Below are 24737 nucleotides of genomic sequence, written 5' to 3' on the forward strand. Positions count from 1 at the left end.
AAATTAACCATATAAAAAGTTTACTTTATTTACATAAGGGTATAATAGTATTGTAAACTTTTATTATCAAATATTAGTTTAACGCAGATGTAGTAACGATTGTTACAAAAAAATGAGGAGGATAATATGAATAGAAAAAGGATCGTTTCGTGGATACTGATCTTTGCTATGGTTATAGGATTTGCTCCTGTAAACATATACGCAAGTGATGTTCCACAAAAACAAGAAGTCACTGCGGAAAGTGATTTTGATTTTGATGAAAGTAGCGCTACTATTAAAAAGTATAATGGTACAGCTACTGATGTAGTTATTCCAGAAAAAATTAATGGAAAGGCTGTAACAAATATTGGTAAGGGAGCCTTTGCAAGAAAAGGACTTACCTCAGTAGTTATTCCAGAAGGCGTTGAAACAATCGACCAAGGAGCTTTTTCAGCTAACTCGCTTACAACAATCAAGCTTCCTTCAACTGTAAAACAAATCGAAAGATTAGCTTTTGGAATGAACAAGAATTTAAGTAAAATTGAATTAAATGAAGGTTTGGAATATATTGGTCAACAAGCCTTTATGAATGATAGTTCATTAGCTGGAGAAATTACAATTCCATCTACAGTAAAAACTGTTATGACAACATCTTTTAACAAAACAGGTGTAACAGGTCTATTGTTAAAAGGTGATGAAAAATCCAATTCAGTTTTATTGAAATCATCATTAAATGGGGAAACAATAAAAGAAATAAAATCAGAAAGTCCATTTAAACATATAAGAATCAACTTTAATTCACTTGGAACAGGTGAAGGAGACAAATACCTTGATTTGGGAAAAGTTGAAGCAAAAGCAGGTTCAAAAAAAGAGCTACAAGCTTGGTTAGATGAAAATATCAATACTGATTTTATCGCAACTTATGTAGATAAGAAAGACAACACAGGTTCCAGTGATAAAGAAGTAGAACTTGCAAAAGTTTGGAATTTGGATAAATTCGACAAAACAAAAGAATTCGAAGTATTTGCAAGTATCGACAAAGAAAAAGCTTCAAAGCTTGAACAAATCGAAGGATATACATCACCTTGTGTAACTTGTTCAGCTACAAATTTAATGATTAAACTGACAGTTAAACTTGGCGAATCAGAACAACCAGAACAACCTACTACTGAAAAATGGTCACAAGAAGATTTCACTTATGGACAATTCAAATACAAGGGAAGAATGGAAGAAGAATCTTACAGATTCGGAATTACTGGTTTTTCTGAAAAAGGTAAGGCTAAGTTAGCAAAGAATCCTGATTTGGTTATCCCAAAAGAAGTAACTATTGACGGACAAAAAAAGGCTGTTGAAGGAGTTAAAGAAAGTTCATTTAGAAATCAAAAGATTAACAGCGTAACCTTCCCTAAAACAGATGTAGAATTTATCATCAAAGATTACGCATTCGCTAACTCAGGCATTACTAAAGTTAAGTTTGAAGAAGGTTTGAAATCCATTGAATCTTATGCATTCAGGGACAATAAACTTACTGAAGTTTACATTCCAAGCACTGTATGGAAGACAGGTAGCGAATCTTTCATGAACAATGAAATAAGTAAGCTTGAAATATCCGATGATGTAAACAGCATTCAAATAGACAACTATAGCTTTGCTAACAACAAGCTTTCAGTTGTAAAGCTTCCTTATTCTATATTTAAGTTTAGAGATTTTGTATTCAGAGACAATCCAGGCTATGAAAATAGCAAGGTTGTACGATTAGAAACTAGAAATCCTGATCATTTGAAATCAGTAACTTATATCGTTCCAGAAAATGATTATCACAAAGTAGTTTTGGTTACAAATGTAGACAGAAGTAAACTTTTCAAGGAATTGCAAACTGTTAAATCAATTGTAAAATCAGACTATAAACAAGAAAAAATAGACGAATTCGACAATGTATTACAAGAAGCAAAGAGAATTTTTAAAGACGAAAAATCAACACAAGAACAAGTGGACAAAGCACTTGATGATTTGATTGAAGCTGAAGGTAATTTGAGAAAATCAGCTCCAGATAGATCAAAACTTAGAGATTCTATCAAAAAAGCAGACGAATTAGTTCCTGAAATGTTTGAAAAAGAATCCTACGATGCTATGAAGAAGGAACTTGACAAGGCAAAGATTGTCTTGGCTGATTTGGATAAATCATCTGATGAAGTAAAATCAGCACAAGAAAACTTGGATAAGTCTGTCGATGCGTTGGTTATCAACAAAAATTCATTGTACAAGAAAGAAGACTTCACTTACAAGGACAATGCTATTACAGGATTTAGCGATAGTGGTAAAGCGAAATTCAAATTCAACAAGAATCTAATTCTACCAGACACAACTTTAGATGGCAAAGATGTCGAAGTAATCGCAGAATCTGCATTTGATTTAATTAAGGATGAAGGAGTTAAATTCGGTACAGATACTGTAAGTTCTGCTAATGGAATGACTTCATTAGAATTGCCAAAGAAACTTAAGAGAATCGAAAATTATGCATTCAGAGTTAATAATTTCGAAAATGTAGAATTGCCAGATACTTTAGAATATATCGGCGGATCTGCATTCAATGGAAATAGACTAGAAAAAGTTTATTTGCCAGACTCAGTAACAAAAGTCGAAGGAGGAGCATTCTCTTTGAACCAAATTACTGAACTTAGAATTTCACCAAATATGACTGAAATCGCTGGCGGAACATTCTCCAGAAACATCAAATTAGAAAAACTTGAAATACCAGAAGGAATTAAAGTTATTGGACCATCAGCTTTCCAAGGTGCCCCATTAAAACAACTTACTATTTCAAAAACTGTTGAAGAAATCAAAGACAGAGCATTTACAGGACATCAACTAGAAGAATTGACAATTCCTGGAAATGTTAAGAAAATCGAAAGACAAGCTTTCGCTCACAATATCAAATGGAAGAGACTTAAAAAATTAACGCTTGAAGAAGGAATAGAAGAAATCGGAGATTCTGCATTTAGATTTAGTTTGCTTAAAGAAACAAACTTACCAAAGAGCTTGAAGAAGCTTTCAGATGATGCATTCAAAGACGCTGAAACGACGGATAAAAAACATGTAGTAGTTAAGTTGAACACTCAAAACAAAAAACACTTAGAATTTAACAATGAAAAATCATTGAAAAATCAAAAAGTTGTATTTAATGAAACTACAGTTGAAGACATCAAAGACACAGACACATTAAAAGAAATATTCGAAAAAATACCAGCAACAAGAATAGCAGGAAGAAATCGTCAACTAACAGCAGTAGAAGTAAGCAAAACATTATTCCAAAAAGCAGACACAGTGATAATAACATCAAGCGATAAAATGGTAGACTCACTTGCATCATCACCATACGGAGTAGGAAAGAACGCACCAACATTATTAGTTGAAAAAGATTCAATAATGGATGAAGTACTTCAAGAAATAAAAAGACTCAACCCATCTAAGATAATAATCGCCGGTGGAAAATTATCAGTAAGCGAAAAAGTTGAAAACCAAATCAAACAACTAGGAATAAAACAACAAAGAATAGCAGGACATGACAGATTCGAAACAGCAGTAAAACTTGGAGAACAAGTCAGAGCAAATTCAACTAACAAAAAAGAAATAATACTTGTAAATGGATTCAATAATATTGACGCATTAACAGCAGGAAGTCTAGCATCAAAATTAAACATACCAGTATTGTTAACAGAAAATGACCAATTAAATGAAACAACTGAAAAAGCAATAAAAGATTGGGGCATAGAAAAAGTAACAATAATAGGTGGAAAAACTCAAGTATCAGAAAAAATAGAAGAAAAATTACAAAACAGTGGACTAAAAGTAGACAGACTAGCAGGAAGAACAAGAGTAGACACAGCATTAGAAGTAGCAAAAGCAGTAAACAGTGACCCTGACAAAGTAATATTTGCAAACAAAACAGCATACCCAGATGCATTAATAGCGCCATATCTATCAAAAACAGAACAAGCACCAATAATGCTGATAGATAAAGACGAAGCATCGGTATCAGTAAAACAATACTTGAGAGATAACAAAATTAAAGACTCCATTATACTAGGTGGAAAACTAAGTATTGAAGAATACAAATAGTATTCATTAACAAAGCAATGTGATTGGATTTTAAAATTCAGTCACGTTGTTTTTTTGTTTGAATTACAAAATTTGATTTGTATTGTATAATATAAGATATATTAAGAAAAAACTCTTAGCGTAAATGCAAAGATTTGAGGAGAGATTTATGTCAATTTTAGTTATAGGAAGCGTGAATGTAGACACTACATATAATTTGGAAAATTTTCCGAAACCTGGAGAAACAATATCGTCCATATCAAAGAGCAGATCTGTCGGTGGCAAGGGGGCTAACCAAGCGATTGCTTGTCAAAAACTCGGTGGCGATGTGAAGTTTCTTGCGTGTGTGGGAAATGATATGGACGCTGATTTTATTTTCAAAAATATGAAGGAATACGGTGTGGACACTACAAACATCATCAAAAAAGATGTGGACACTGGAACTGCGCTAATAAATGTGGATAAAACTGGACAAAACGAAATAGTTTTGGATCATGGGGCAAATTATGCGATTACAATCCAAGACATAGACGATAACATCGAACTTTTGGATGAATGCGATATTTTGATTTTGCAAATGGAAATTCCGCAAGAAGTCAATGAATATGCTATTAAAAAAGCGAAGGAAAAGGGAGTTTACGTAATATTAAACCCTGCCCCAAGTGAGTTTGAAGTGGAAGATATATTGGACAAGGTGGATTTGTTCGTACCTAATGAAAATGAAATTTTGAGATATTCAACCAAAGAAAACTTAAAAGAAGCAGCAGATGAATTGCTGGGCAAAAATGTCGGCTCTGTGATAATAACCTTGGGAGAAAATGGCTCTGAGTATTTTTCGAAAAAAGAACACATCATTCAAGATGCAATCAAAGCGAAAGTCGTGGACACAACATCTGCAGGGGATTGTTACATCGGAGCGATGGCTGTCATGTTAGATCAACAAAAATCCATCAAAGAAGCGATGGAATTTGCCACAAAAGCATCATCAAAGACTGTAACCAGAAAAGGATCGGGAGAATCCATCCCAACAATAGATGAAATAATGTAGAACTTTCAGGATTTTTCCTGAAAGTTTTTCTTTTGGGAAAAATAGTAGATAAAATGTTTTGTATAAATGGTTATCATTTATTGTTTGACTTTATAAAAGGCAAATATTATAATCAAATTATAGTAAAATGTTTTAATAAAAAGGAGTAAGCATTCATGAAAAACAAGAAAATTTTAGGATTAATGTTAGCTGGAATGATGCTAGCAAACGTAGTACCACAAGTATCATTAGCATCTAATGATTACAATGTTAAAAGAATTCAAGGTATGCATAGATATGAAACAGCAGCAAGTATTGCAGATTCTGCTTTCACAACATCTGACAGAGCAGTTTTAGTAAGTGGCAATAACTTCGCTGACGCACTAACAGCAGGAAATCTTGCAGATCATGCACCTATCTTTTTAGCAGAAAAAGCAGATATGATGCAAAGAACAATTAACACAATGCGTTCATTAGATGTAAAAGAAGTAGTAATCATCGGTGGTGAAAAATCTGTACCTAAATCTGTAGAAGAAAGACTTAAAAGAGAAAACTTTAAAGTAATAAGAATCGCAGGAAGAAACAGATACGAAACATCTACTAAACTTGCTAAACAACTAAAAGCTAAAAATAAAGACAATGTTGTTTTAGCTAATGGTGAAAAATTTGCTGACGCATTATCAGCAGCACCTTACGCAGTACAAAAGAAACAAACTTTAGTATTAACTGACGGTAAAACTTTACCTAAAGACGTTAAAGCACAAGACGTCAAAGCAATCATTGGTGGAGAAAAATCAGTAAACATCAAAGGCTTAGACAAAGTTCAAAGAATTTCAGGTAAAGATCGTTACGAAACTTCTCTTGAAGTTTTAAAACACATGAACAAAACTCAAAGTGCTGTAATCGCTGACGGTAGAGATTACCCAGACGCACTAGCAGCAGCACCTTACGCAGTTAAGAAAAACACTGGTATCTTATTATCAGATGATACAGCTATCGACAATATAAAAGAATATGTTGATAGTCAAAATATCTCAGATATAACTCTTATCGGTGGCGAAAAATCAATAACAAAATATCAAGAACAAAAATTCACAAAAACATCAACTGAACAAAAGCCTGAAGAAAAACCTGAGGACAAGCCACAAAAACCAGAACAACCTTCAGAACCTGAACAACCTTCAAAACCTGAAGAAAAACCAGAAGAAAATCCAAACGAATTATTAGATGTTGATAGTCCAGAATTATCAGCAAAAGAAAAAGAGTTAATCAAGCTTGTAAATGATTACAGAGAACAACATGGTAAAAAAAGACTAAAAGTTAGTAAATCATTAATGAAAGTTGCTAGAACTCATATCAATGACTTAAACATGAATTTCGATATGAATAACCCTCCAGTTGACGCTAGAGGAATAAAAGGAAATATGCACTCATGGTCTGATAAAGGCAACTGGACTCCAGTAATCTATACAGATGACCACAAATATGATAAATTAACAAAAATTAAACCTAAAGAAATCGCTAACTATAACCAAACAGGCTATGAAGTAGCTGTAAATGGTTTCATGATTACACCTCAAAGGGCATTAGAAAAATGGAAAAATTCTCCAGGTCATAATGACACAATTTTATCTCAAAATAAATGGTCTGATCCTACGCCTGAAGAAGAAGAAAATGGCTTTACAGGATTATCTAATATGGGTGTAGCTATCAATGGTAACTATGCTTGTATTTGGTTTACAAATAACAATAACGGAATAGTTGACCCTATGGGATACTACGAATTTAACTAAAAAACAATAAAAGAGTAGACATAAGTTTGACCTGAACCTCTCTTTTGTTTTATTGAGTGTATTGTGTCAAAACACCGGCTAGGAATTTTTAAAAATTTTATTAAACCACAAAACCATCCAGAATTGTCTGGATGGTTTTTCAATAGCCTTCTAATCATTCAACGCCAAATCTTGTATGATTTCATAGTTTTCTTTTAATAATTTGAAATCAGGAATGTATGATGCGGCGATGATTTCGTCTGGGTTGTATTTTTGTTTTATTTCCATGAATTGATCTTTTACAGAATTCACATCTCCTTCGATTCGAAGTCCACGGGCAGTTCTTATCATGAATTTTTCGATTGATGTGAGTTCTGGGCTGTTGTTAGGGTCTGCTTTTAAAAATGCATCTCTGTTGTTTCTGTTTTGGATTTGCAAGAATATGGAGATGGCTTGTTGTTTGATGTGTTCTGCGGCGTCTTTCTCGTAAGCTGCGTTTGCAGATACTCCAAGCATTACGTATGGCTTGACCAAATACTTCGACGGTGTGAATTCTTCGCGGTAGATTTTGAGCGCGACTTCAACTGTGTTTGGCGAAAAATGTCCTGCGAATGAGTAAGGTAGTCCCAATTGTGCTGCGATGTGCGCTGATGTCATGGAGCTTCCTAAGATATACACTGGAACGTGTGTGCCAACTCCAGGATATGGACGCACGGTGAAATTTTCTGCCTCTTCTTCAAAATAGCTTAGCAATGTTCTGATGGCTTCTTTGAAGTTATCTTCTTTGTATGTGTCACGGTAGATTAATTTCGCTGTTTCTATGTCTGTTCCAGGCGCCCTTCCAATTCCCAAATCAACTCTTTCGGGATATAATGTTTCGAGCGTTCCGTATCTTTCTGCAACTTGAAATGGTGTGTGGTTAGGAAGCATTACACCACCTGCTCCGACTTTTATTCTTTTTGTATTTTCCAAAATATATCCGATAATCAAATCTGTTGCTGAGCATGAGATTGACTTTGAGTTGTGGTGTTCTGCGACCCAATATCTTTCGAAGTTTTGTCCGTCTGCCCATTTTGCAAGTTCCAATCCACGTTCGATGGATTGTTTGGCAGTTTCATCTATAAATCTTGGTATTAAATTTAGTATTGATATTTTCATAATTGTTCCTCCTTTTGATTAATATGAATTTATTATATAAAACGGTGATTGTCAAATAAATTTTACGTAATACTAATGTGATAGTAAACTATTGAAGAAATTTTGAACAAATGATATAATTAATTCAATAAATGAAATTGTTTTATTTTTACCCAATTTGGATAAATATATAATAACGATATTAAAAGGAAGTATATTATGGATATTAAGAAATACAGGGTAAAACCTAACAAAAAAGTTGATTTGGAAAAATTTAGCACTAAAAAAGATGATTCATATTCAAAACAAGAAGTGAAGGAAGAAATTCTTCCACAAAATTTGGAAAAGATGTTTGAATTTCAGGAAAAATTATATGCTGAAAACAAGAGGGGAATTTTGGTTGTGCTTCAAGCGATGGATGCTGCGGGTAAGGACAGTTTGGTGAAAAAAGTGTTCACGGCGCTTAATCCTGCTGGCTGCAAGGTTACAAGCTTCAAGCAACCTTCCACAGAAGAATTGGATCACGATTATTTGTGGAGAATTACAAAGGCAACTCCTTCTTATGGAGAGGTTGGGATTTTCAACAGATCACACTATGAAGATGTTCTTGTAACCAGAGTTCACAATTTGGTTAACAAGAAAAACGACGATGATTTTTGGGAAAAAAGATTCGAAGATATCAATGCGTTCGAAAAATATTTGGACAATAATGGTATCAAGGTTGTGAAGTTTTTCTTGCATGTGTCAAAGGACGAACAAAAAGAAAGACTATTGGACAGGATTAACTTGGACGAAAAACATTGGAAGTTTGCAGCTAGTGACATTTTGGAAAGAGAAAACTGGGACGATTATCACAAGGCTTATGAAGATATGTTGGAGCATACTTCAACTGATTATGCACCTTGGTATGTAGTTCCTGCGGACAACAAATGGTTCACGAGGTTTGTTGTGAGTGAGGTTATGTTGGATTTGTTCGAGCAATTGGACCCACAAACACCAAAACTTTCCAAGGAAGAAGAATCACAACTAGACAAATGGAAGAAGGTTTTGTTGGAACAAGACGAGAAGGATGAAAAAGAAGACTAATAATAAGTAGGAGGAGAGTATGTCAGACGACAGAGATTACAGAAACTTTGAAAATGATGACAGTGAATACACTAAAGACGGCAACTATTTTAGTGAAAAAGAAGATGTAAGAGGCGGATTTAGCGAAGATAAGGACAGTTATTCTGACAGAAATAGCAATTATTTCGAAGCATCTAATGATGATAATTATTCGAATACGAAAGAAGATCATTACGAAAAAACAGACGACAGTTTTTTCTTTGAGGGTCAAGATGATGAAGAAGAATACATCGAAGACTACACTCAAAGGGAGAGTTCAGGCTATGCTGGTTTCTGCCAAAATATTTTCTCAATGTTACATGGACTTATTGAAAAATTCAATAAGAAGGGTGCATTCGTAATATTGTTCTTGTTGTACGGAGTGTTCACGTTTGTGGCAACAATAGTACAATTCAAGCTTCACCCAGAACAAGCACAACAATTGGAACAAGTAACAAAAACAGGACTGAATCCAATAACATATACTATTATTTTGGCTGTTATATCAATGTTTTTCTACTATGCAGTGAGTAGACTTATGTTCCATTTCACTAAAAAAGATATGTCACCAGTTCCAAATCCTGTAGAAAGAGACACAAGACTTGGAGTGTATGTAGCTTGCGAAGCGTTGATTAACATTTTGTTGATGGCACTTCCAACAACATTCCTTCCATCGATCGTCGGCATGATAATTGGAGTTATCCTTTACTCATCAGTATTCTACGACAGAATTTCTGATGAAAGAATGCTTGCAGTAGGTGTGAAATCAGCGATAGTAAGTATTGTCGCAGGACTTGTGTTTGGACTTATCATTGGAATCGCAGCAATAGCAGTTGCAGTAGCTGTTATGAAATAAAAATTTGTAGACTGATCACTTGGCTAGACTGGGTGGTCAGTTTTTTGTTTTTAAATATGTAGCCCGATGTTATATAATAATATATAAATGAAAACCAAAGGGGAAAAATATGAACTTAACTGATATATTAGAGAAAATTGATTATTTAGATTATACAAAAAACAACGATGACGAGATTACAAATGTGACAAATGACTCCAGGAAAATCGAAAAAGGTGGAGTGTTTGTGGCGATTTCAGGGATGGAATTTGATGGACACAAATTTATCGACAAGGCGATTACAAACGGCGCAAACACGATTGTGGTTACACAAGATACACAAAAAATAGAAGGTATCAACTACATCAAAGTCGAAGATGCAAGGATAGCTCTTGCCCAAATCTCAAATGTGGTGTGTGATTTTCCATCAAAGAAGCTTCGCGTGATAGGAGTCACTGGAACAAATGGCAAGACTACAACAGCTTCTATGATTAGTCATATTTTGGAAAACTTAAATTCACAATGCACAAATATCGGTACGAACGGAACTTTTATCGCGAAAGAAAAATACGAAACGCCAAACACGACTCCAGAAATCTCAGAAATCGACAAGATTTTGAAGCTTTCGGTGGACAAAAAAATCGACAACGCTGTTGTGGAATGTTCAAGTCATGGATTGTATTTGCATAGACTAGACGGGATAGACTTCGATGTGGCAGTGTTTAACAATTTATCGATGGAGCATATGGATTTTCACAAAAATATGGAGAATTATTTCGATGCGAAGATGATTTTGTTTGAAAATTCTAAGAAGAAAATCGTGAACGTAGATGATGAATACGGAAGAAAAGCAAAAGGAAGGTTTGAAGAAGCATATACATTCTCCCTTGAAAATGAATCCGATTTCAAGGCTGAAAATGTAGAATTGATTGATGGAAAGATGCATTTTGAACTCAAAAACGTGAAATTCGTACTCAACAGATTTGCTATGTTTGATGTGTACAATGCGGTGGCTGCTATTGTTGCGGTGAATTTATTGGGATATGAAATGGAAGATATCGCCAAAGCGTTGGAAAGTTTTACAGGCGTTGAAGCGAGATTTGAATTTGTTAAAAATGATTTGGGGATAAATATTGTCATTGATTTCGCACACACTCCAAAAGCTTTTGAAAATATCTACAAATCTGTGCCAAACGACAAACGAAAAATCGCAGTTTATGGAATGAGTGGCGACAGAACTCTTGAAATCAGACGCGAGGTCGGAAAGATTTCCGCTGAAAACAACGTGTTCTCAGTGGTTACGACTGACGATCCAAAATTCGACACATACGAAAACATTGCTGATGATATCGTAAGTGGAATTGAGAAAGAAAATGGTGAATATGTCAGAATCAAAGATAGAAAATCTGCCATTAAACATGCGATAGAAATTGCAAATGAGGGAGATTTTGTCTTACTTTTGGGAAAAGGACAAGAAAACTTCATCAAGCTCAAAGGAAATGAAAAGACACCTTATTCTGAAAAAGAAACAGTCAACGAAGTGTTGGATGAATTGAGGAATAAATAAGCAGTAAAGATACAAACATATCTTCAATAAAAGCAAAAATAGACACCGATACGAACGAATATCTAGACTACAAAAATTGATAAATTCATCGCTTGTGAATCTAAAATCGAGAACCTCACTAACGCTCAGACAGTGCGATTTCTTTACGATTCACTTCGCTTGAATTTAGTGCAATTTTTTTCGTATGATATTCTAACCGTATCGGTTGTCTATTTTATTTCACTGAAATACAATAATTGTCGTAGGTAGATTCAAAAAAATACAAAGCAGATTACCAGTTTTGCTAAGAACTTTGTTTTGTAAAGCCAAAAACATCGTAAAAGAGCGAATCATTCGGAAAAAATTGTTTTAAATTCAATCGAAGAAATCCGTCTAAAATTTGACCGCGTAAGCGAAGCGTGCTTCAAATTTTAGGATTTCGAGATTAGAATTTTTCAATTTTTGTAGACAGATGAGCGATTTACGAGTTTTTGTGTTTTCTGTACCGTAGTCTAGATATTCGTGCAAACTGGTTTTCTGCTTTGTGTATTCTGAAGCTATCTAAGACAATACCTTCTTTATTCCCAAAATCATCTATGGGAGAGGCGAGAGAGGTGATTTATAGAAAAAATCTATAAATAACGATTATCATTTTGATATATTATTGATTAAATGATATTATTTGTTACGAGGTGATTAAATGGTTGATTTAAAGAAGCAATTACCAGAAGTTTTTAACGATTTTGCAGAAAGTCGTCAAAATGCTTTTTTGAAGGTAAAAGAAATAAAGGATAAGGATATTCCTGTTATAGGAATTTTTTGTACGTTTTTTCCACAAGAGTTAGCTGTTGCAGCTGGTGCTACTTGTGTTAGTTTGTGTGCTACAAGTGACGAAACTATTCAAGATGCTGAGAGGGATTTGCCTAAAAACTTATGCCCACTTATCAAATCTTCTTATGGTTTTGCGTTGACTGATAAGTGTCCGTTCTTCTATTTCTCTGATTTGGTTGTTGGAGAAACTACTTGCGATGGCAAGAAGAAGATGTACGAATATTTGGGAGAATTCAAGCCAGTTCACGTTATGGAGCTTCCAAACAAGAACACTGAACAAGGTCTTATTTTATGGAAAGAAGAAATCAGAAAAATGATTAAGACTATCGAAGATTTATTCGGCGTTGAAATCACTGATGAAAAATTAAGACATGGTATTGAAGTGAAAAACGCTGAGAGATCTGCTATAAAGGACTTCTATTCTATAATGAAGGCTGATGATTTGCCAATCACAGGTGGAGAATTGTGGCATGTTTTAAATGGTGTGCAATTTGATTTCGACAAGGAACAAATTCCACAAATGCTTGAAGAATTAAAAGCTAAGGTTATGTCTGAACACAAGCATATCAGTGGTAAGCCAAGAATTTTGATTACTGGTTGTCCAATCGGTGGTGCGACTGAAAAAGTTATCGAAGCTGTCGAAAACAACGGTGCAGTTGTGGTTAGCTACGAAAACTGTGGTGGAGCTAAGGCTATTGATGAAAATGTCGATGTAGACAATCCAGATATGATTGATGCGATTGCTAGAAAATACATGAACATCGGATGTGCATGTGTGAGTCCAAACGAAAACAGACTTAAATTATTGGATAAATTAATCGACGAATACAAGGTTGATGGTGTTATCGACATGCATTTACAAGCTTGTACTCCATACCAAGTTGAAGGTTTGGCAATTAAGAGATTCTGCAACGATAAGAAGAATGTTCCATACATCGCTGTGGAAACTGATTATTCAAAATCAGATATCGGACAATTAAATACAAGAATTGGAGCTTTTATTGAAATGTTATAACAATTTTTAAAAAATTGTGGTATAATAGATTCAGCAAAGTCCATACAGGTATTACCTGGAAAATAATCGTCATTGTTTTGAAGTGACGGTTATTTTTTTGTTGGAAATTTTGAAATGTTGTAATAATCTATCTGGATAGGTGTGATACAATATAGTAAGTATAAATTTTGCACATAGGAGAGGAAAAACTTGGCAAAGCAAAAATCACTTAAATTAAACGCGATGCTTAATTTAATCAAAGTTGGGCTGAGCGTTGTGTACCCGTTGATAACTTTTCCTTACGCTACGAGAATTTTGCAAGTAGCAAACATGGGAAAGGTAAGCTACGGGGATTCAATTATTAAAATATTCATGCTGATTGCATCGCTTGGAATTACCAATTACGCAGTCAGAGAAGGTTCCAAATACAGAGAAAATAGAACAAAACTCAATCAATTTTCGAGGGAAGTTTTCTCCATCAACTTGTTGTCTACGTTGATTTCTTACATTTGTTTGGCTGTATTCTGTGTAGTTTCTGTGAAAATGCACGACTATGCAACGCTTGTTTTCATTCAAAGTTTGAGCATAATCTTCGCAACACTTGGAGTTGAATGGGTTAACGCAATCCACGAGGATTATTTGTACATTACAATCAGAAGTATCATAATTCAAACTATTGGTGTAATTTTATTATTTTTCGTAGTAAAAACCAAAGACGATTACTTAAAATACGCTGGACTTACGGTTTTCGTAAATGGTTTGGTGTGCATTTCAAATATGTTACATGTAAGAAGATATGTAAGCTTGAAACCAACTCTCAAACTAAATCTAAAAAGACACTTGAAGCCTATCATGCTTTTCTTTTCAAACAGCATCGCAGTTTTGGTGTATGTAAGTGCAGACATGACAATGCTTGGCTGGATTTCTGGAGATTTTTACACAGGACTGTATGCAGTAAGCGTAAAGGTATATTCCGTTGTAAAGCAAATGCTAGGTGCGATTTACATGGTTACAATTCCAAGGCTTTCCAAGGCAGCGACATTAGATGATAAAACAGAATTCAGACATTTGTTAACAGAAATCTCAAGTTTCTTGCTATTATTAATGATACCAATGTGCACTGGGCTTGGAGTTTTATCCAAAAACATCGTGTACATTCTCTCTGGAGAAAAATTCATTGCGGCGACACTTTCATTGCAAATTCTAGCAGTGTCAGTATTTTTCGCAATAACTGGTGGTGTAATCACAACATGCATGAACGTTCCATTGGGAAAAGAAGCGTTGAACTTGAAAGCGACGACTATATCGGCGTTCGTAAATGTAGGATTAAATCTAGTTTTTATACCACTTTGGCAACAAAACGGTGCAGCAGTCACTACGGCGATTTCAGAATTAGTAGTAGTTGTTGTGTGTCTATTTGAATTCAAAGAGGCGAAGTTCTATTTTGAAATGGACAAATTATTCTACACAATGAAATACGCAGTAGCAGGAGCTTTGTGGATACTTTTGACAAAGTTTGTAGTCACAAAATTTATCACACATTACACACTTAACTTGTTGACAGTATTCTTCATCAGCGTCATCGGCTACACATTGATATTGTTCTTCGGCAAAAATGAAGTTTTTATTGAAACTTTGAAGAAGACACCACTTAAAAAATTAGTAAAATAGATAATGAGAGCATCACGTGATGCTCTTTTTTGATTAAAACAATCGAAGTACATTTACACTTACAGGGACATACAAAAATAGACATCGATACAAACGAATATCTAGACTACAAAAATTGATAAATTCATCTCTTGTGAATCTAAAATCGCAAACTCGCTATCGCTCAGACAGTGCGATTTTTTAACGATTCACTTCGCTTTAATTTAGAACAATTTTTTCCGTATGATATTCTAACCGTATCGGGTGTCTATTTTATTTCACTAAAATCCGAAAATGTTGTAGACCGTTTCAAAAATTGCAAAGCAGAAAACCAATTTGCATGAACATCTAGACTTCGAACGAAGAAAACTACAAAACTCGCAAATCGCTCATCTGTCTACAAAAATTGTCGTAGGTAGATTCATAACATACAGAGCAGAAAACCAATTTGCACGAATATCTAGACTGCGAAAATAAATAAACTCTAAGCTTGTGAACCTAAAATTGTGAACTCGTGCTGCGCACTCAAACAGCACAATTTTTTAACGGTTCACTTCGCTTGATTTTATGATTATTTTCTCCGTATGATATTCTTAGCAAACTTGGTAATCTGCTTTTTTCATTGCAACAAGAATAACAAAGCTGGTTTTCTGCTTTAGTGCATTCGAAAATTTAGTTGATATTTTTCCAATCACTTATTTCACGCCTAAAATCGATAAAATAATACTAGAAAATTTTCACAATGATGGTATAATAAAATAATTGAGTATTAAGGAGTGGTTTTTTATTTTTTTAGTTACGTTACAGCAGATTTTGATTATGTTTGTGTTCATGGCTATGGGATATATTTTTGCAAGAACTGGGTTTTTCAGTAGAGAAACTATCAGAGAGATGACTGGGTTTGTAATGTATGTTGTGGGATCAAGCGTTATTATTAACGCGTTTAATAGACCTGTTACGCCAGTGCTTTTGAATAATTTTTTGATGACTGCCCTTGCTGCAGTAGTTTTGATGGGTTCATCTATTTTGATTTCTCATTTTTTGTTCAAATTTGATAGATTTTCTAAGAACGAAAACATAAGTACATACAAATTCGCATCTGTATACAGCAATTGTGGTTTCATGGGAATTCCTTTGATTGAAGCGTTGCTTGGTGCGGAAGGAACTTTTTTCGCTATTCCTTATTTGGCAGTGTTCAATATTTTGTTGTGGAGTCATGGAATTGGTTTGTACGAGATGACTGGAAATGGCAAGATTCAATGGAACAAAGTTGTGAAAAATCCTTGTATTATTTCGTCTGTTTTGGGATTTATTTTGTTTTTCTTCGGGGTTATTTATAAAATGCCGAATGTTGTGACAAAACCTGTTTTTTATTTGGCTAGTATGAATACTCCTCTTAGTATGATAATTATCGGTGCAAATTTCGTGAGTATTACTGAGCCTTTTCACAGGGACAAAATGGCGTGGGAAGTTTCTTTTATCAGAAATATTTTGTTTCCTTTGATTTATATCGCAATTTTGTTAATTATTCCGATGAAAACAGATGCAAAGATTGCAACATTGGCGATGGCATCAGCTCCTATTGCAGGTGTGAGTGTGCTTTTCTGTTTGATGTTTGACAAATCGACGGATTTTCCATCGAGGGCTTTGTGTCTGTCGACGATTTTTTCAGTGGTGACTTTGCCGGTTATAATTTTGATTGGTAGTTTAATCCTTTAAATTGGCAAAATTTTTTGAAACGCATATATAATCTAATGTAAATATATGGTAAAATAAGGTTAACAATACTTTTGTTAACCAATATTTTTTTGTAAAGAGGTGATAGTTTGAGCGATTTAATCAAAAAAGAATTGATACGAATTGAAGATCATGCAAATGATTGGAAGGATGCAATCAGAATTGCAGCAAAAAGTTTGTTGGACAATGGTTACATTAACGAACAATATGTAGAAGACATGATAAAAAGCGTTGAGGATGCTGGCCCTTACATTGTGCTTGCTCCGAATGTTGCGGTTCCTCACGCACGACCAAACGGCAATGTAGCCAAAATGGCTATTAGTTTGACAAAATTAAATGAGCCTGTGAATTTTAGAAACGAAGAAGAAGATGAGGACAACTGGGTAAGAATTTTGTTCTGTTTGGCAGCTGTGGATTCTTCATCACACATTGTAGCACTTCAACAATTGGCAGTGCTTTTGGATTCGGACGAAATCACAGATGAGCTTATCGACGCAAAATCTGAGGACGAAATGTTGGATATTATTAACGAAAAATTAGAGGAGGGAAATGATGATTAATATTGTAACTGTTTGTGGAAACGGAATTGGAAGTAGTCTTCTTTTGAAAATGAAAGTGGAAGCTATTTGCAAGGATATGGGAATTGAAGCTAACGTAGAATCTTGTGATTCTAACGCAGCTGTAGGAAAAGGCGCTGACCTTTTTGTAACTGTTAAGGAATTTAAGTCAATTTTTTCAGATGATCAAAAAGTAGCCATAGTAAAAAGCTACACTAACAGAAAGAAAATCGAAGAAGATTTGGTTCCTATTTTAGAAGAATTCAAATAAATTGATTTAAAAAATTAAGGAGGAATTTATGGGATTTTTAAATGTTTTAAAAGACATTCTATCTGAGCCTGCGTTTTTGATGGGTCTTATCGCAATGGTAGGTCTTATCGCACTTAAAAAACCAGCTCACAAGGTAATGACTGGTACATTGGGTCCTATTTTGGGATATTTAATGTTGGCTGCAGGTGCGAATGTTATTACAACTAACTTGGATCCATTGAGTCAAATGATTCAACACGGATTCAACATCACAGGTGTTGTTCCTAATAACGAAGCTATCACATCTGTTGCTCAAAAAGTTTTGGGCGTTGAAACAATGTCAATTTTGTTAGTAGGACTTATTTTTAACTTATTAATAGCAAGATTTACAAGATACAAATATATTTTCTTAACTGGTCACCACAGCTTTTTCATGGCTTGTTTACTATCAGCAACATTAGGAGCCATAGGATTTAAGGGCGTAGCTTTGGTATTGGCTGGTGGATTTATATTGGGAGCTTGGAGTTCAATCTCTCCAGCAATCGGACAAAAATACACTTTGAAAGCTACTGACGGAGACGAAATCGCACTTGGTCACTTCGGATCATTGGGATATTATTTGTCAGCTTTTATCGGTTCATTAGTTGGAAAAGATTCCAAATCAACTGAAGATATCGAAATTCCAGAAAAATGGGGTTTCTTGAGAAATACTACAATTTCAACAGCGTTGACAATGATTGTGTTCTATCTAATCGCAAGCATCAAAGCTGGTCCAGATTTCGTCGGCAAAATGTCTAACGGACAAAACCCATATTTGTTTGCAATCATCTCTGCGTTAAACTTCGCAGTTGGTGTAGCAATCGTATATGCCGGTGTTAGAATGATTTTGGCAGATTTAATTCCTGCATTCGAAGGTATCGCTACAAAATTAATTCCAAACTCTGTTCCTGCAGTTGACTGTGCAGTATTCTTCCCATACGCACCAACAGCAGTTATTTTGGGATTTGCATGTAGTTTTGTAGGCGGATTGATCGGTATGTTTATTTTGGGAGCTATCGGTGGAGTATTAATTATTCCAGGACTTGTTCCTCACTTCTTCTGCGGTGCAACTGCTGGTATTTACGGTAATGCAACAGGTGGTAGAAGAGGAGCTATGGTGGGTTCATTCATCAACGGATTATTCTTGGCATTCTTACCAGCATTCTTACTTCCAGTTTTAGGACAATTAGGATTTAACAATACAACATTCGGGGATTTTGACTTCGGAGTTTTGGGAATTTTATTAGGAAAAATCGGAAATGCTATGGGTAATGTCGGAGTGTATATCATTATCGCAGTTTTATTAGTAGCGTTAATCGCTCCATCAATAATTACAAAGAAAGATACTGCAATTAACAACGAACAATAATTCACATTTTACTACACGAAAAGAGAGGTTGAAATGGAGAAAATTAATACAAAAATTTATTCAGACGGTGCAGTCTTAGAAGATATGTTAGAATCATTGGCATCAAAAAAAGTAACTGGATTTACAACTAATCCATCTTTGATGAAAAAAGCTGGAATCACAGATTACGTTGAATTTGCCAAGAAAGTTTTAGAAGAAATCACAGAATATCCAGTATCATTTGAAGTATTTGCAGATGATTTGGAAACTATGGAAAAAGAAGCAGACAAAATCTCTTCATTAGGAGACAATGTTTACGTCAAAATTCCTGTGACTACAAGTAATGGAACATCAACTGCTCCACTATTGAAAAAACTTAGCTCAAAAGGAATTAAACTTAACGTAACAGCAATCTTCACAGTGGATCAAGTAAGAGAAGTCGTAGACAACTTGACAGAAGGAGTGCCTAGCATCGTTTCAGTATTTGCTGGAAGAATTGCAGACACTGGAGTTGATCCAATGCCAATCATGAAAGAATCCTTGGAAATTTGCAAAACTAAAAAAGGTTGTGAATTGTTGTGGGCATCTCCAAGAGAAGTGTTCAACATTTACCAAGCAAATGAATTGGGAGTAGACATCATCACATGTACTCCTGCAATCATCAAGAAACTTTCATTGATGGGAAAAGACTTAAACGAATATTCACTAGACACAGTGAAAACATTCTGCAAAGACTCAAAAGAATTAGGATTTTCAATTCTTTAATAAATACAAGAGCTCACAAATGTGGGCTCTTTTTTTAGTCCTGTGATTGAAAAATCATCATGCACGAATATCTAGGCTACGGCAACAATCGCGCACGAATATCTTGGTGAAAATTTAATAATCTTATTCGCTCAGCCTCACTGCGAAAATCTTCTATGTAGGCAAACGAAATGAAGATTTTCTTGTTCGAAGCGTCACTCATAAGAAACATTAAATTTTCTATGATGATATTCAGCTTGATTGTTTGCTTAAAGGTTTCGCAGGATTTAGGAATGCAGGACAAATGTAGATTACAACCTTCGCAAGAAATCACAGATCAAGCATTTTGCACGAATATCTAGACTATAAAAATAAATAAATTCTAAGCTTGTGAACCTAAAATTGTGAACTCGTGCTACGCACTCAGACAGCACAATTTTTTAACGGTTCACTTCACTTGAATTTATACTTATTTTTTCCGTATGATATTCTTAGCAAAAAGGCTTGATTGTTTACATGGATTTACAATATACGTATGCTCGATTGTTTGATTAAACGGACACAAGGATGATTGCAGAGTGAATTTTAGAAAACTAAATTAGATAGTCTTTAGTGGCAAGTTAAAAGGCTAAGAGCAGAGATGCTCTTAGCCTTTTTAATTTAATTAATTATATAATGATATCTTTCAATTGGTCTGACGTATCTTTTATGGTACGGGAATATGTGTATAAAAAAAGGAAAGTTAAGAATGAAACAAAAATTTTGAAATGATTATAAACAGCAGTTAATGCAATTTCTAATCATTACATCAACCTCACAAATTCTAATTTGCTCTACTTTTCGTATTTTGTGTATTTGTTAAGTTGAACATCAATATCACGACCTAAATACATCACTCGCATGATGGAAACTGTTGTATCATCATTATCTACAATATATAGAATGCAATAATTATCTACCGGAACAATATGAAGTCCACGACTTTTCCACGGTTCGCTATCATAAAAACGATGGCGCTCTGGCATATCGTGAAGACTCATAATACACTTTTCAATTCTGTCCAGTTGACCCTTGGCATTCTCAGGTGACTGCAATTCGTAGGCAATATATTCATATATATTACGAATATCATTATAAGCTTGGTCAGTAATTTTGATTTCATAAATCATAGGTTATAATCCTTACGGATGTCTGCAAAAACTGCGCTTGCTTCTCTTGTTCTTCCTGCTTTGATATCCGCATATCCTTTCTCAAGCTCTTCGTTCAGTTCTGTTTCTGATAAAAAGGACATATCTACAGGATGAGAAGATGGCAATTTTACTTCAAAAGGAAGTCCTCTCTGAAGAATTATCTGTTTATAAAACATATTAATAGCACTGGATGCAGGAATACCAAGTGCAGATAAAATACTTTCTGCTTTTTCTTTTACCTCCGGTTCAATACGAGCATAAAGATTTGCTGATTTTGCTGCCATATAAAGCACCACCTTTCTGATATTTTTATAATATTATTATATCAAAATGTGCGTACAACAGCAATACAAATAACATGTATTCTCAGTTTAATCATCTTATTCGCAAGAAATCACAGATCAAGCATTTTGCACGAATATCTTGGGGAAAATTTAATAATCTCATTCGCTCAGCCTCACTGCGAAAATCTTCTGTGTAGGAAAATGAAGTGAAGATTTTCTTGTTCGAAGCGTCGCTCATAAGAAACATTAAATTTTCTATGATGATATTCAGATCGATTGCTTTCTTGAACGGACACAATGATGATTGCGGAGTGCACGACTTTACACAGGGAGAGTGGAACAAATATCCTGTGTGAAAATTTTCTCCGTATGATATTCTTAGCAAAAAGGCTTGACTGTTTACATAAATTGAGGATATTCAACTCAATTGCTTGAAGGTTTTCGAAGAATTACAGAGTGTAATTTAACTTAAACGAGGAGAGAGGAATGAATTACACCCAAAATTATATGCTCTGTAATTTATTGGAAAATTTTATAAGTGATTTCCTTTAAATGTTGATGTTTTTGTTGTAAATGATGTGTTTTAATGTTAAAATAAAAGGTAGTATTTATAGATATTAAAGTAAGGAGATTTATATGGGATTATTTGAATCTATTTTTGGCTCAGCTAACAAAAAAGAACTAAAAAAGATAGAACCAATTATTAAAAAAATTGAATCATATGATAAGTCTATGCAACAATTATCAGATGATGAATTAAAGCATAAAACTGTTGAATTCAAGGAAAGATTAAAAAACGGCGAAACTTTGGACGATATTTTACCAGAAGCATTTGCTGTAGTTAGAGAAGCCAGCTACAGAGTTTTGGGTATGAAACAATATCGTGTGCAATTAATCGGTGGTTTTGTATTACACCAAGGTAGAATTGCAGAAATGAAAACTGGTGAAGGTAAGACTTTGGTTGCAACTTTACCTGCATATTTGAATGCGCTTAGTGGTAAGGGCGTTCACGTGGTTACTGTCAATGATTATCTTGCAAAGAGAGATAAGGAATGGATGGGAAAAGTTCACGAATTTTTGGGATTAACTGTAGGCGTTATCGTTTATGGTTTGGACAATGATGAAAGACGTGAAAACTACGCTTGTGATATTACTTACGGTACTAATAACCAATACGGTTTCGATTATTTGCGTGACAACATGGTTATTTACAAAAAAGACAAGGTTCAGAGAGGTCTTAACTTTGCAATCGTGGACGAAGTTGACTCTATCTTAATAGATGAAGCTAGAACTCCACTTATTATTTCTGGTCAAGGCGACGAATCTACAGACATGTACATGAGAGCAAATATGTTTGCTAATGGTTTGACTGGACGTATTATGGATCCAGAAGAAGACAAGCCAGATATTTTCGATCGTGAATTCAAGGATGAAACTGTTGATTTCTTGGTTGACGAAAAGAGAAAAACTGCCAGTCTTACAGAAATTGGTACTAAAAAAGCTGAAGAATATTTCGGCGTGGAAAACTTGTCTGACCCTAATAACATGGAATTAGCTCACCACATCAACCAAGCTTTGAAGGCTAACAATACAATGAAACGCGATATTGATTACGTAGTAAAAGATGACGAAATACTTATCGTTGATGAATTTACTGGTCGTATCATGGAAGGTAGAAGATATTCTGATGGTCTTCACCAAGCTATCGAAGCAAAAGAAGGTGTTGAAGTTAAGAGCGAATCCAAAACTTTGGCAACAGTTACATTCCAAAACTACTTCAGAATGTACAACAAATTAAGTGGTATGACTGGTACTGCCAAGACTGAAGAAGCGGAATTCAACGAAATCTACAAGATGGACGTTGTTGAAATCCCTACTAACAAACCAGTAGCCAGAGTTGACGAACAAGACAGAGTTTACATCAACGAAAACGCTAAGTTCAACGCAATCGTTGAAGAAATAAAAGAAATTCACAAGACTGGACAACCAATTCTAGTTGGTACTATTTCAATTGAAGTTTCAGAAAGATTGTCCAAATTGTTGAAGAAAAACGGAATCAAACACGACGTATTGAACGCTAAGCAACACGAACGTGAAGCAGAAATCGTAGCACAAGCAGGTATGTTTGACAAAGTTACTATCGCAACAAACATGGCAGGTCGTGGTACCGACATTCTTTTAGGTGGTAACCCAGATTTCTTAGCAAAACACGATATGAAAAAACAAGGTTACGGCGAATACGTAATCGAAAGTTTGGATTCATTCTTGCCAAGTACAGACGAAGAATTAGTTGCAGCAAGAAATGTATACAATGAATTATACAAAAAATACAAAAAAATGACTGACGAAGATAAGAAGAAAGTTCTTGAAGTCGGAGGATTATATATAATTGGTACTGAACGTCACGAATCACGTCGTATCGACAACCAATTGCGTGGTCGTTCTGGCCGTCAAGGAGACCCTGGTAAATCAAGATTCTTCGTATCATTAGGAGACAACTTAATGAGATTGTTCGGTGGAGAAACTATCCAAAAATACGCTGAATCTGGCAAATTCCCAGAAGACGAACCAATGGAATTCAGAACAATCACTAAAGCAATCGAAAGAGCGCAAACAAAAGTTGAATCTAATAACTTTGGTATCAGAAAGAACGTATTAAAATACGACGACGTTATGAATGCACAACGTAAAGTAATTTATACTGAAAGGGATAAAGTACTTGACGGTGAAGACATGCACGAATCTATCGTGGCTATGATTAAGGACATCATTGCTAATGCAATTGACACATATTGCCAAGATCCAAAATCAGAAAATTGGGAAATGGAAGCATTGATGACATATCTTAACACATTCATTCCAGAAGGAACATTGGATCTTACCAGACTTAACAGCTACAACAAGAAAACTTTCACAGATTATGTAACACAAAAAGCATTGGAAGTTTATGGAGAAAAAGAAGAAGCCATCGGCAAAGAAAAATTCAGAGAAATCGAACGTGTAATTCTTCTTATGGTTGTAGATAGAAAATGGATGGATCACATTGATGCGATGGATCAATTACGTCAAGGTATCGGTCTAAGAGCGTTCGGTCAACAAGACCCAGTAAGAGCTTACAACAACGAAGGTTTCGAAATGTTTGAAGATATGAACCACTCTATAAAAGAAGACACAGTTAGAGGAATGTTCAACGTTCAACCAGTTGAAGAAATCGAAAGAAAACAAGTAGCTCACGAAACTTCTGCATCAAGTGGTGAAGAAGAAATCAACAAACCAGTAGTTAAAGGTAAGAAAATCGGTAGAAACGATCCATGTCCATGCGGAAGTGGTAAGAAATACAAAAACTGCTGTGGTAAAAACAGATAATAAATAGTGGAAAAGCCCTAGGCGAAGTAAATTATCCTTATGCACGAATATCTGACTACAAAAATTGATGATTTCATAATTTCAAGCTCCTAAAATCGCAAGCCTCGCTAAAGCTCGAGCAGTCCGATTTTTAGGCGGAGCTCTTCAATTTCAAATCAGAACAATTTTTTCCGTATGATATTCTTAGCACAAGAATAAATACTTCTTAGAATGCGAAAAGGTAGATATCCGTGCTATAAAGTTTGGTGT

At 34.7% G+C, this 24737-nt stretch carries 17 protein-coding genes; 14 read left to right on the top strand and 3 right to left on the bottom strand.

Going from position 1 to position 24737, the window contains the following annotated elements:
• Positions 1 to 126 precede the first annotated feature (126 nt).
• The 3 genes from GKG00_RS06135 (at position 127) to GKG00_RS06145 (ending at position 6897) form a co-directional block, all read left to right on the top strand.
• Positions 127 to 4098, top strand: a complete 3972-nt coding sequence (locus tag GKG00_RS06135) for a leucine-rich repeat protein (protein ID WP_154254747.1) — start codon at positions 127 to 129, stop codon at positions 4096 to 4098.
• 148 nt (positions 4099 to 4246) lie between these two features.
• Positions 4247 to 5125, top strand: coding sequence for a ribokinase (gene rbsK / locus GKG00_RS06140; protein ID WP_154254748.1), 879 nt, complete (start codon positions 4247 to 4249; stop codon positions 5123 to 5125).
• 155 nt (positions 5126 to 5280) lie between these two features.
• Positions 5281 to 6897 (top strand): cell wall-binding repeat-containing protein, encoded by a 1617-nt coding sequence (locus tag GKG00_RS06145; RefSeq protein WP_154254749.1) that lies wholly within the window; start codon positions 5281 to 5283, stop codon positions 6895 to 6897.
• A 150-nt stretch (positions 6898 to 7047) separates the two neighbouring features.
• On the opposite strand, the gene GKG00_RS06150 is transcribed toward GKG00_RS06145, so the two are convergent.
• Complete coding sequence (locus GKG00_RS06150; protein WP_154254750.1) at positions 7048 to 8034, bottom strand: LLM class flavin-dependent oxidoreductase; 987 nt, start codon at positions 8032 to 8034, stop codon at positions 7048 to 7050.
• 198 nt (positions 8035 to 8232) lie between these two features.
• Here GKG00_RS06150 and GKG00_RS06155 point away from each other — a divergent pair, with 198 nt between their 5' ends.
• The 10 genes from GKG00_RS06155 (at position 8233) to GKG00_RS06200 (ending at position 19669) form a co-directional block, all read left to right on the top strand.
• Entirely contained in the window at positions 8233 to 9099 is an 867-nt protein-coding gene (locus GKG00_RS06155) for a polyphosphate kinase 2 family protein (protein WP_154254751.1), read from the top strand.
• A gap of 19 nt (positions 9100 to 9118) precedes the next feature.
• Positions 9119 to 9973 carry a beta-carotene 15,15'-monooxygenase gene (locus GKG00_RS06160; RefSeq protein ID WP_154254752.1) on the top strand — a complete coding sequence of 285 codons (855 nt, stop codon included), beginning with the start codon at positions 9119 to 9121 and terminating at the stop codon, positions 9971 to 9973.
• Between the two features lie 109 nt (positions 9974 to 10082).
• Positions 10083 to 11519, top strand: coding sequence for a UDP-N-acetylmuramoyl-L-alanyl-D-glutamate--2,6-diaminopimelate ligase (locus tag GKG00_RS06165; RefSeq protein ID WP_154254753.1), 1437 nt, complete (start codon positions 10083 to 10085; stop codon positions 11517 to 11519).
• Positions 11520 to 12198: 679 nt separating this feature from the next.
• Positions 12199 to 13344 carry a double-cubane-cluster-containing anaerobic reductase gene (locus GKG00_RS06170; RefSeq protein ID WP_154254754.1) on the top strand — a complete coding sequence of 382 codons (1146 nt, stop codon included), beginning with the start codon at positions 12199 to 12201 and terminating at the stop codon, positions 13342 to 13344.
• Positions 13345 to 13533: 189 nt separating this feature from the next.
• Positions 13534 to 14994, top strand: a complete 1461-nt coding sequence (locus GKG00_RS06175) for a flippase (RefSeq protein ID WP_094225197.1) — start codon at positions 13534 to 13536, stop codon at positions 14992 to 14994.
• A 792-nt stretch (positions 14995 to 15786) separates the two neighbouring features.
• Positions 15787 to 16692 carry an AEC family transporter gene (locus GKG00_RS06180; RefSeq protein ID WP_277752817.1) on the top strand — a complete coding sequence of 302 codons (906 nt, stop codon included), beginning with the start codon at positions 15787 to 15789 and terminating at the stop codon, positions 16690 to 16692.
• 107 nt (positions 16693 to 16799) lie between these two features.
• Entirely contained in the window at positions 16800 to 17270 is a 471-nt protein-coding gene (locus tag GKG00_RS06185) for a PTS sugar transporter subunit IIA (protein WP_154254756.1), read from the top strand.
• Complete coding sequence (locus GKG00_RS06190) at positions 17263 to 17538, top strand: PTS sugar transporter subunit IIB (protein WP_154254757.1); 276 nt, start codon at positions 17263 to 17265, stop codon at positions 17536 to 17538. Before GKG00_RS06185 ends, GKG00_RS06190 begins: the two co-directional genes overlap by 8 nt.
• Positions 17539 to 17566: 28 nt before the next feature.
• On the top strand, positions 17567 to 18925 hold the full coding sequence (locus tag GKG00_RS06195; RefSeq protein ID WP_094209087.1) for a PTS ascorbate transporter subunit IIC: 1359 nt from the start codon (positions 17567 to 17569) through the stop codon (positions 18923 to 18925).
• A 33-nt stretch (positions 18926 to 18958) separates the two neighbouring features.
• Positions 18959 to 19669 carry a transaldolase gene (locus GKG00_RS06200; RefSeq protein ID WP_154254758.1) on the top strand — a complete coding sequence of 237 codons (711 nt, stop codon included), beginning with the start codon at positions 18959 to 18961 and terminating at the stop codon, positions 19667 to 19669.
• Between the two features lie 812 nt (positions 19670 to 20481).
• Here GKG00_RS06200 and GKG00_RS06205 read toward each other — a convergent pair.
• Positions 20482 to 20817 (bottom strand): type II toxin-antitoxin system RelE/ParE family toxin, encoded by a 336-nt coding sequence (locus GKG00_RS06205; RefSeq protein WP_154254759.1) that lies wholly within the window; start codon positions 20815 to 20817, stop codon positions 20482 to 20484.
• Positions 20814 to 21122: a type II toxin-antitoxin system RelB/DinJ family antitoxin gene (locus GKG00_RS06210; protein ID WP_154254760.1), complete on the bottom strand. Its 309-nt coding sequence runs from the start codon at positions 21120 to 21122 to the stop codon at positions 20814 to 20816. Before GKG00_RS06210 ends, GKG00_RS06205 begins: the two co-directional genes overlap by 4 nt.
• A gap of 636 nt (positions 21123 to 21758) precedes the next feature.
• On the opposite strand from GKG00_RS06210, the gene secA reads away from it, so the two are divergent.
• Positions 21759 to 24488 carry a preprotein translocase subunit SecA gene (gene secA / locus GKG00_RS06215; RefSeq protein WP_154254761.1) on the top strand — a complete coding sequence of 910 codons (2730 nt, stop codon included), beginning with the start codon at positions 21759 to 21761 and terminating at the stop codon, positions 24486 to 24488.
• Positions 24489 to 24737: the final 249 nt, after the last annotated feature.

This window comes from Finegoldia sp. BIOML-A1, assembly GCF_009678325.1.
GTDB lineage: Bacteria > Bacillota > Clostridia > Tissierellales > Peptoniphilaceae > Finegoldia > Finegoldia magna.

Bases quoted from the DNA above. Each gene is read 5' to 3' on its own strand.
- GKG00_RS06210 (WP_154254760.1), bottom strand. From the start codon at position 21,122: ATGGCAGCAAAATCAGCAAATCTTTATGCTCGTATTGAACCGGAGGTA.
- GKG00_RS06195 (WP_094209087.1), top strand. From the start codon at position 17,567: ATGGGATTTTTAAATGTTTTAAAAGACATTCTATCTGAGCCTGCGTTT.
- GKG00_RS06155 (WP_154254751.1), top strand. From the start codon at position 8,233: ATGGATATTAAGAAATACAGGGTAAAACCTAACAAAAAAGTTGATTTG.
- rbsK (WP_154254748.1), top strand. From the start codon at position 4,247: ATGTCAATTTTAGTTATAGGAAGCGTGAATGTAGACACTACATATAAT.
- GKG00_RS06165 (WP_154254753.1), top strand. From the start codon at position 10,083: ATGAACTTAACTGATATATTAGAGAAAATTGATTATTTAGATTATACA.
- secA (WP_154254761.1), top strand. From the start codon at position 21,759: ATGGGATTATTTGAATCTATTTTTGGCTCAGCTAACAAAAAAGAACTA.
- GKG00_RS06150 (WP_154254750.1), bottom strand. From the start codon at position 8,034: ATGAAAATATCAATACTAAATTTAATACCAAGATTTATAGATGAAACT.
- GKG00_RS06190 (WP_154254757.1), top strand. From the start codon at position 17,263: ATGATTAATATTGTAACTGTTTGTGGAAACGGAATTGGAAGTAGTCTT.
- GKG00_RS06135 (WP_154254747.1), top strand. From the start codon at position 127: ATGAATAGAAAAAGGATCGTTTCGTGGATACTGATCTTTGCTATGGTT.
- GKG00_RS06160 (WP_154254752.1), top strand. From the start codon at position 9,119: ATGTCAGACGACAGAGATTACAGAAACTTTGAAAATGATGACAGTGAA.
- GKG00_RS06205 (WP_154254759.1), bottom strand. From the start codon at position 20,817: ATGATTTATGAAATCAAAATTACTGACCAAGCTTATAATGATATTCGT.
- GKG00_RS06145 (WP_154254749.1), top strand. From the start codon at position 5,281: ATGAAAAACAAGAAAATTTTAGGATTAATGTTAGCTGGAATGATGCTA.
- GKG00_RS06200 (WP_154254758.1), top strand. From the start codon at position 18,959: ATGGAGAAAATTAATACAAAAATTTATTCAGACGGTGCAGTCTTAGAA.
- GKG00_RS06170 (WP_154254754.1), top strand. From the start codon at position 12,199: ATGGTTGATTTAAAGAAGCAATTACCAGAAGTTTTTAACGATTTTGCA.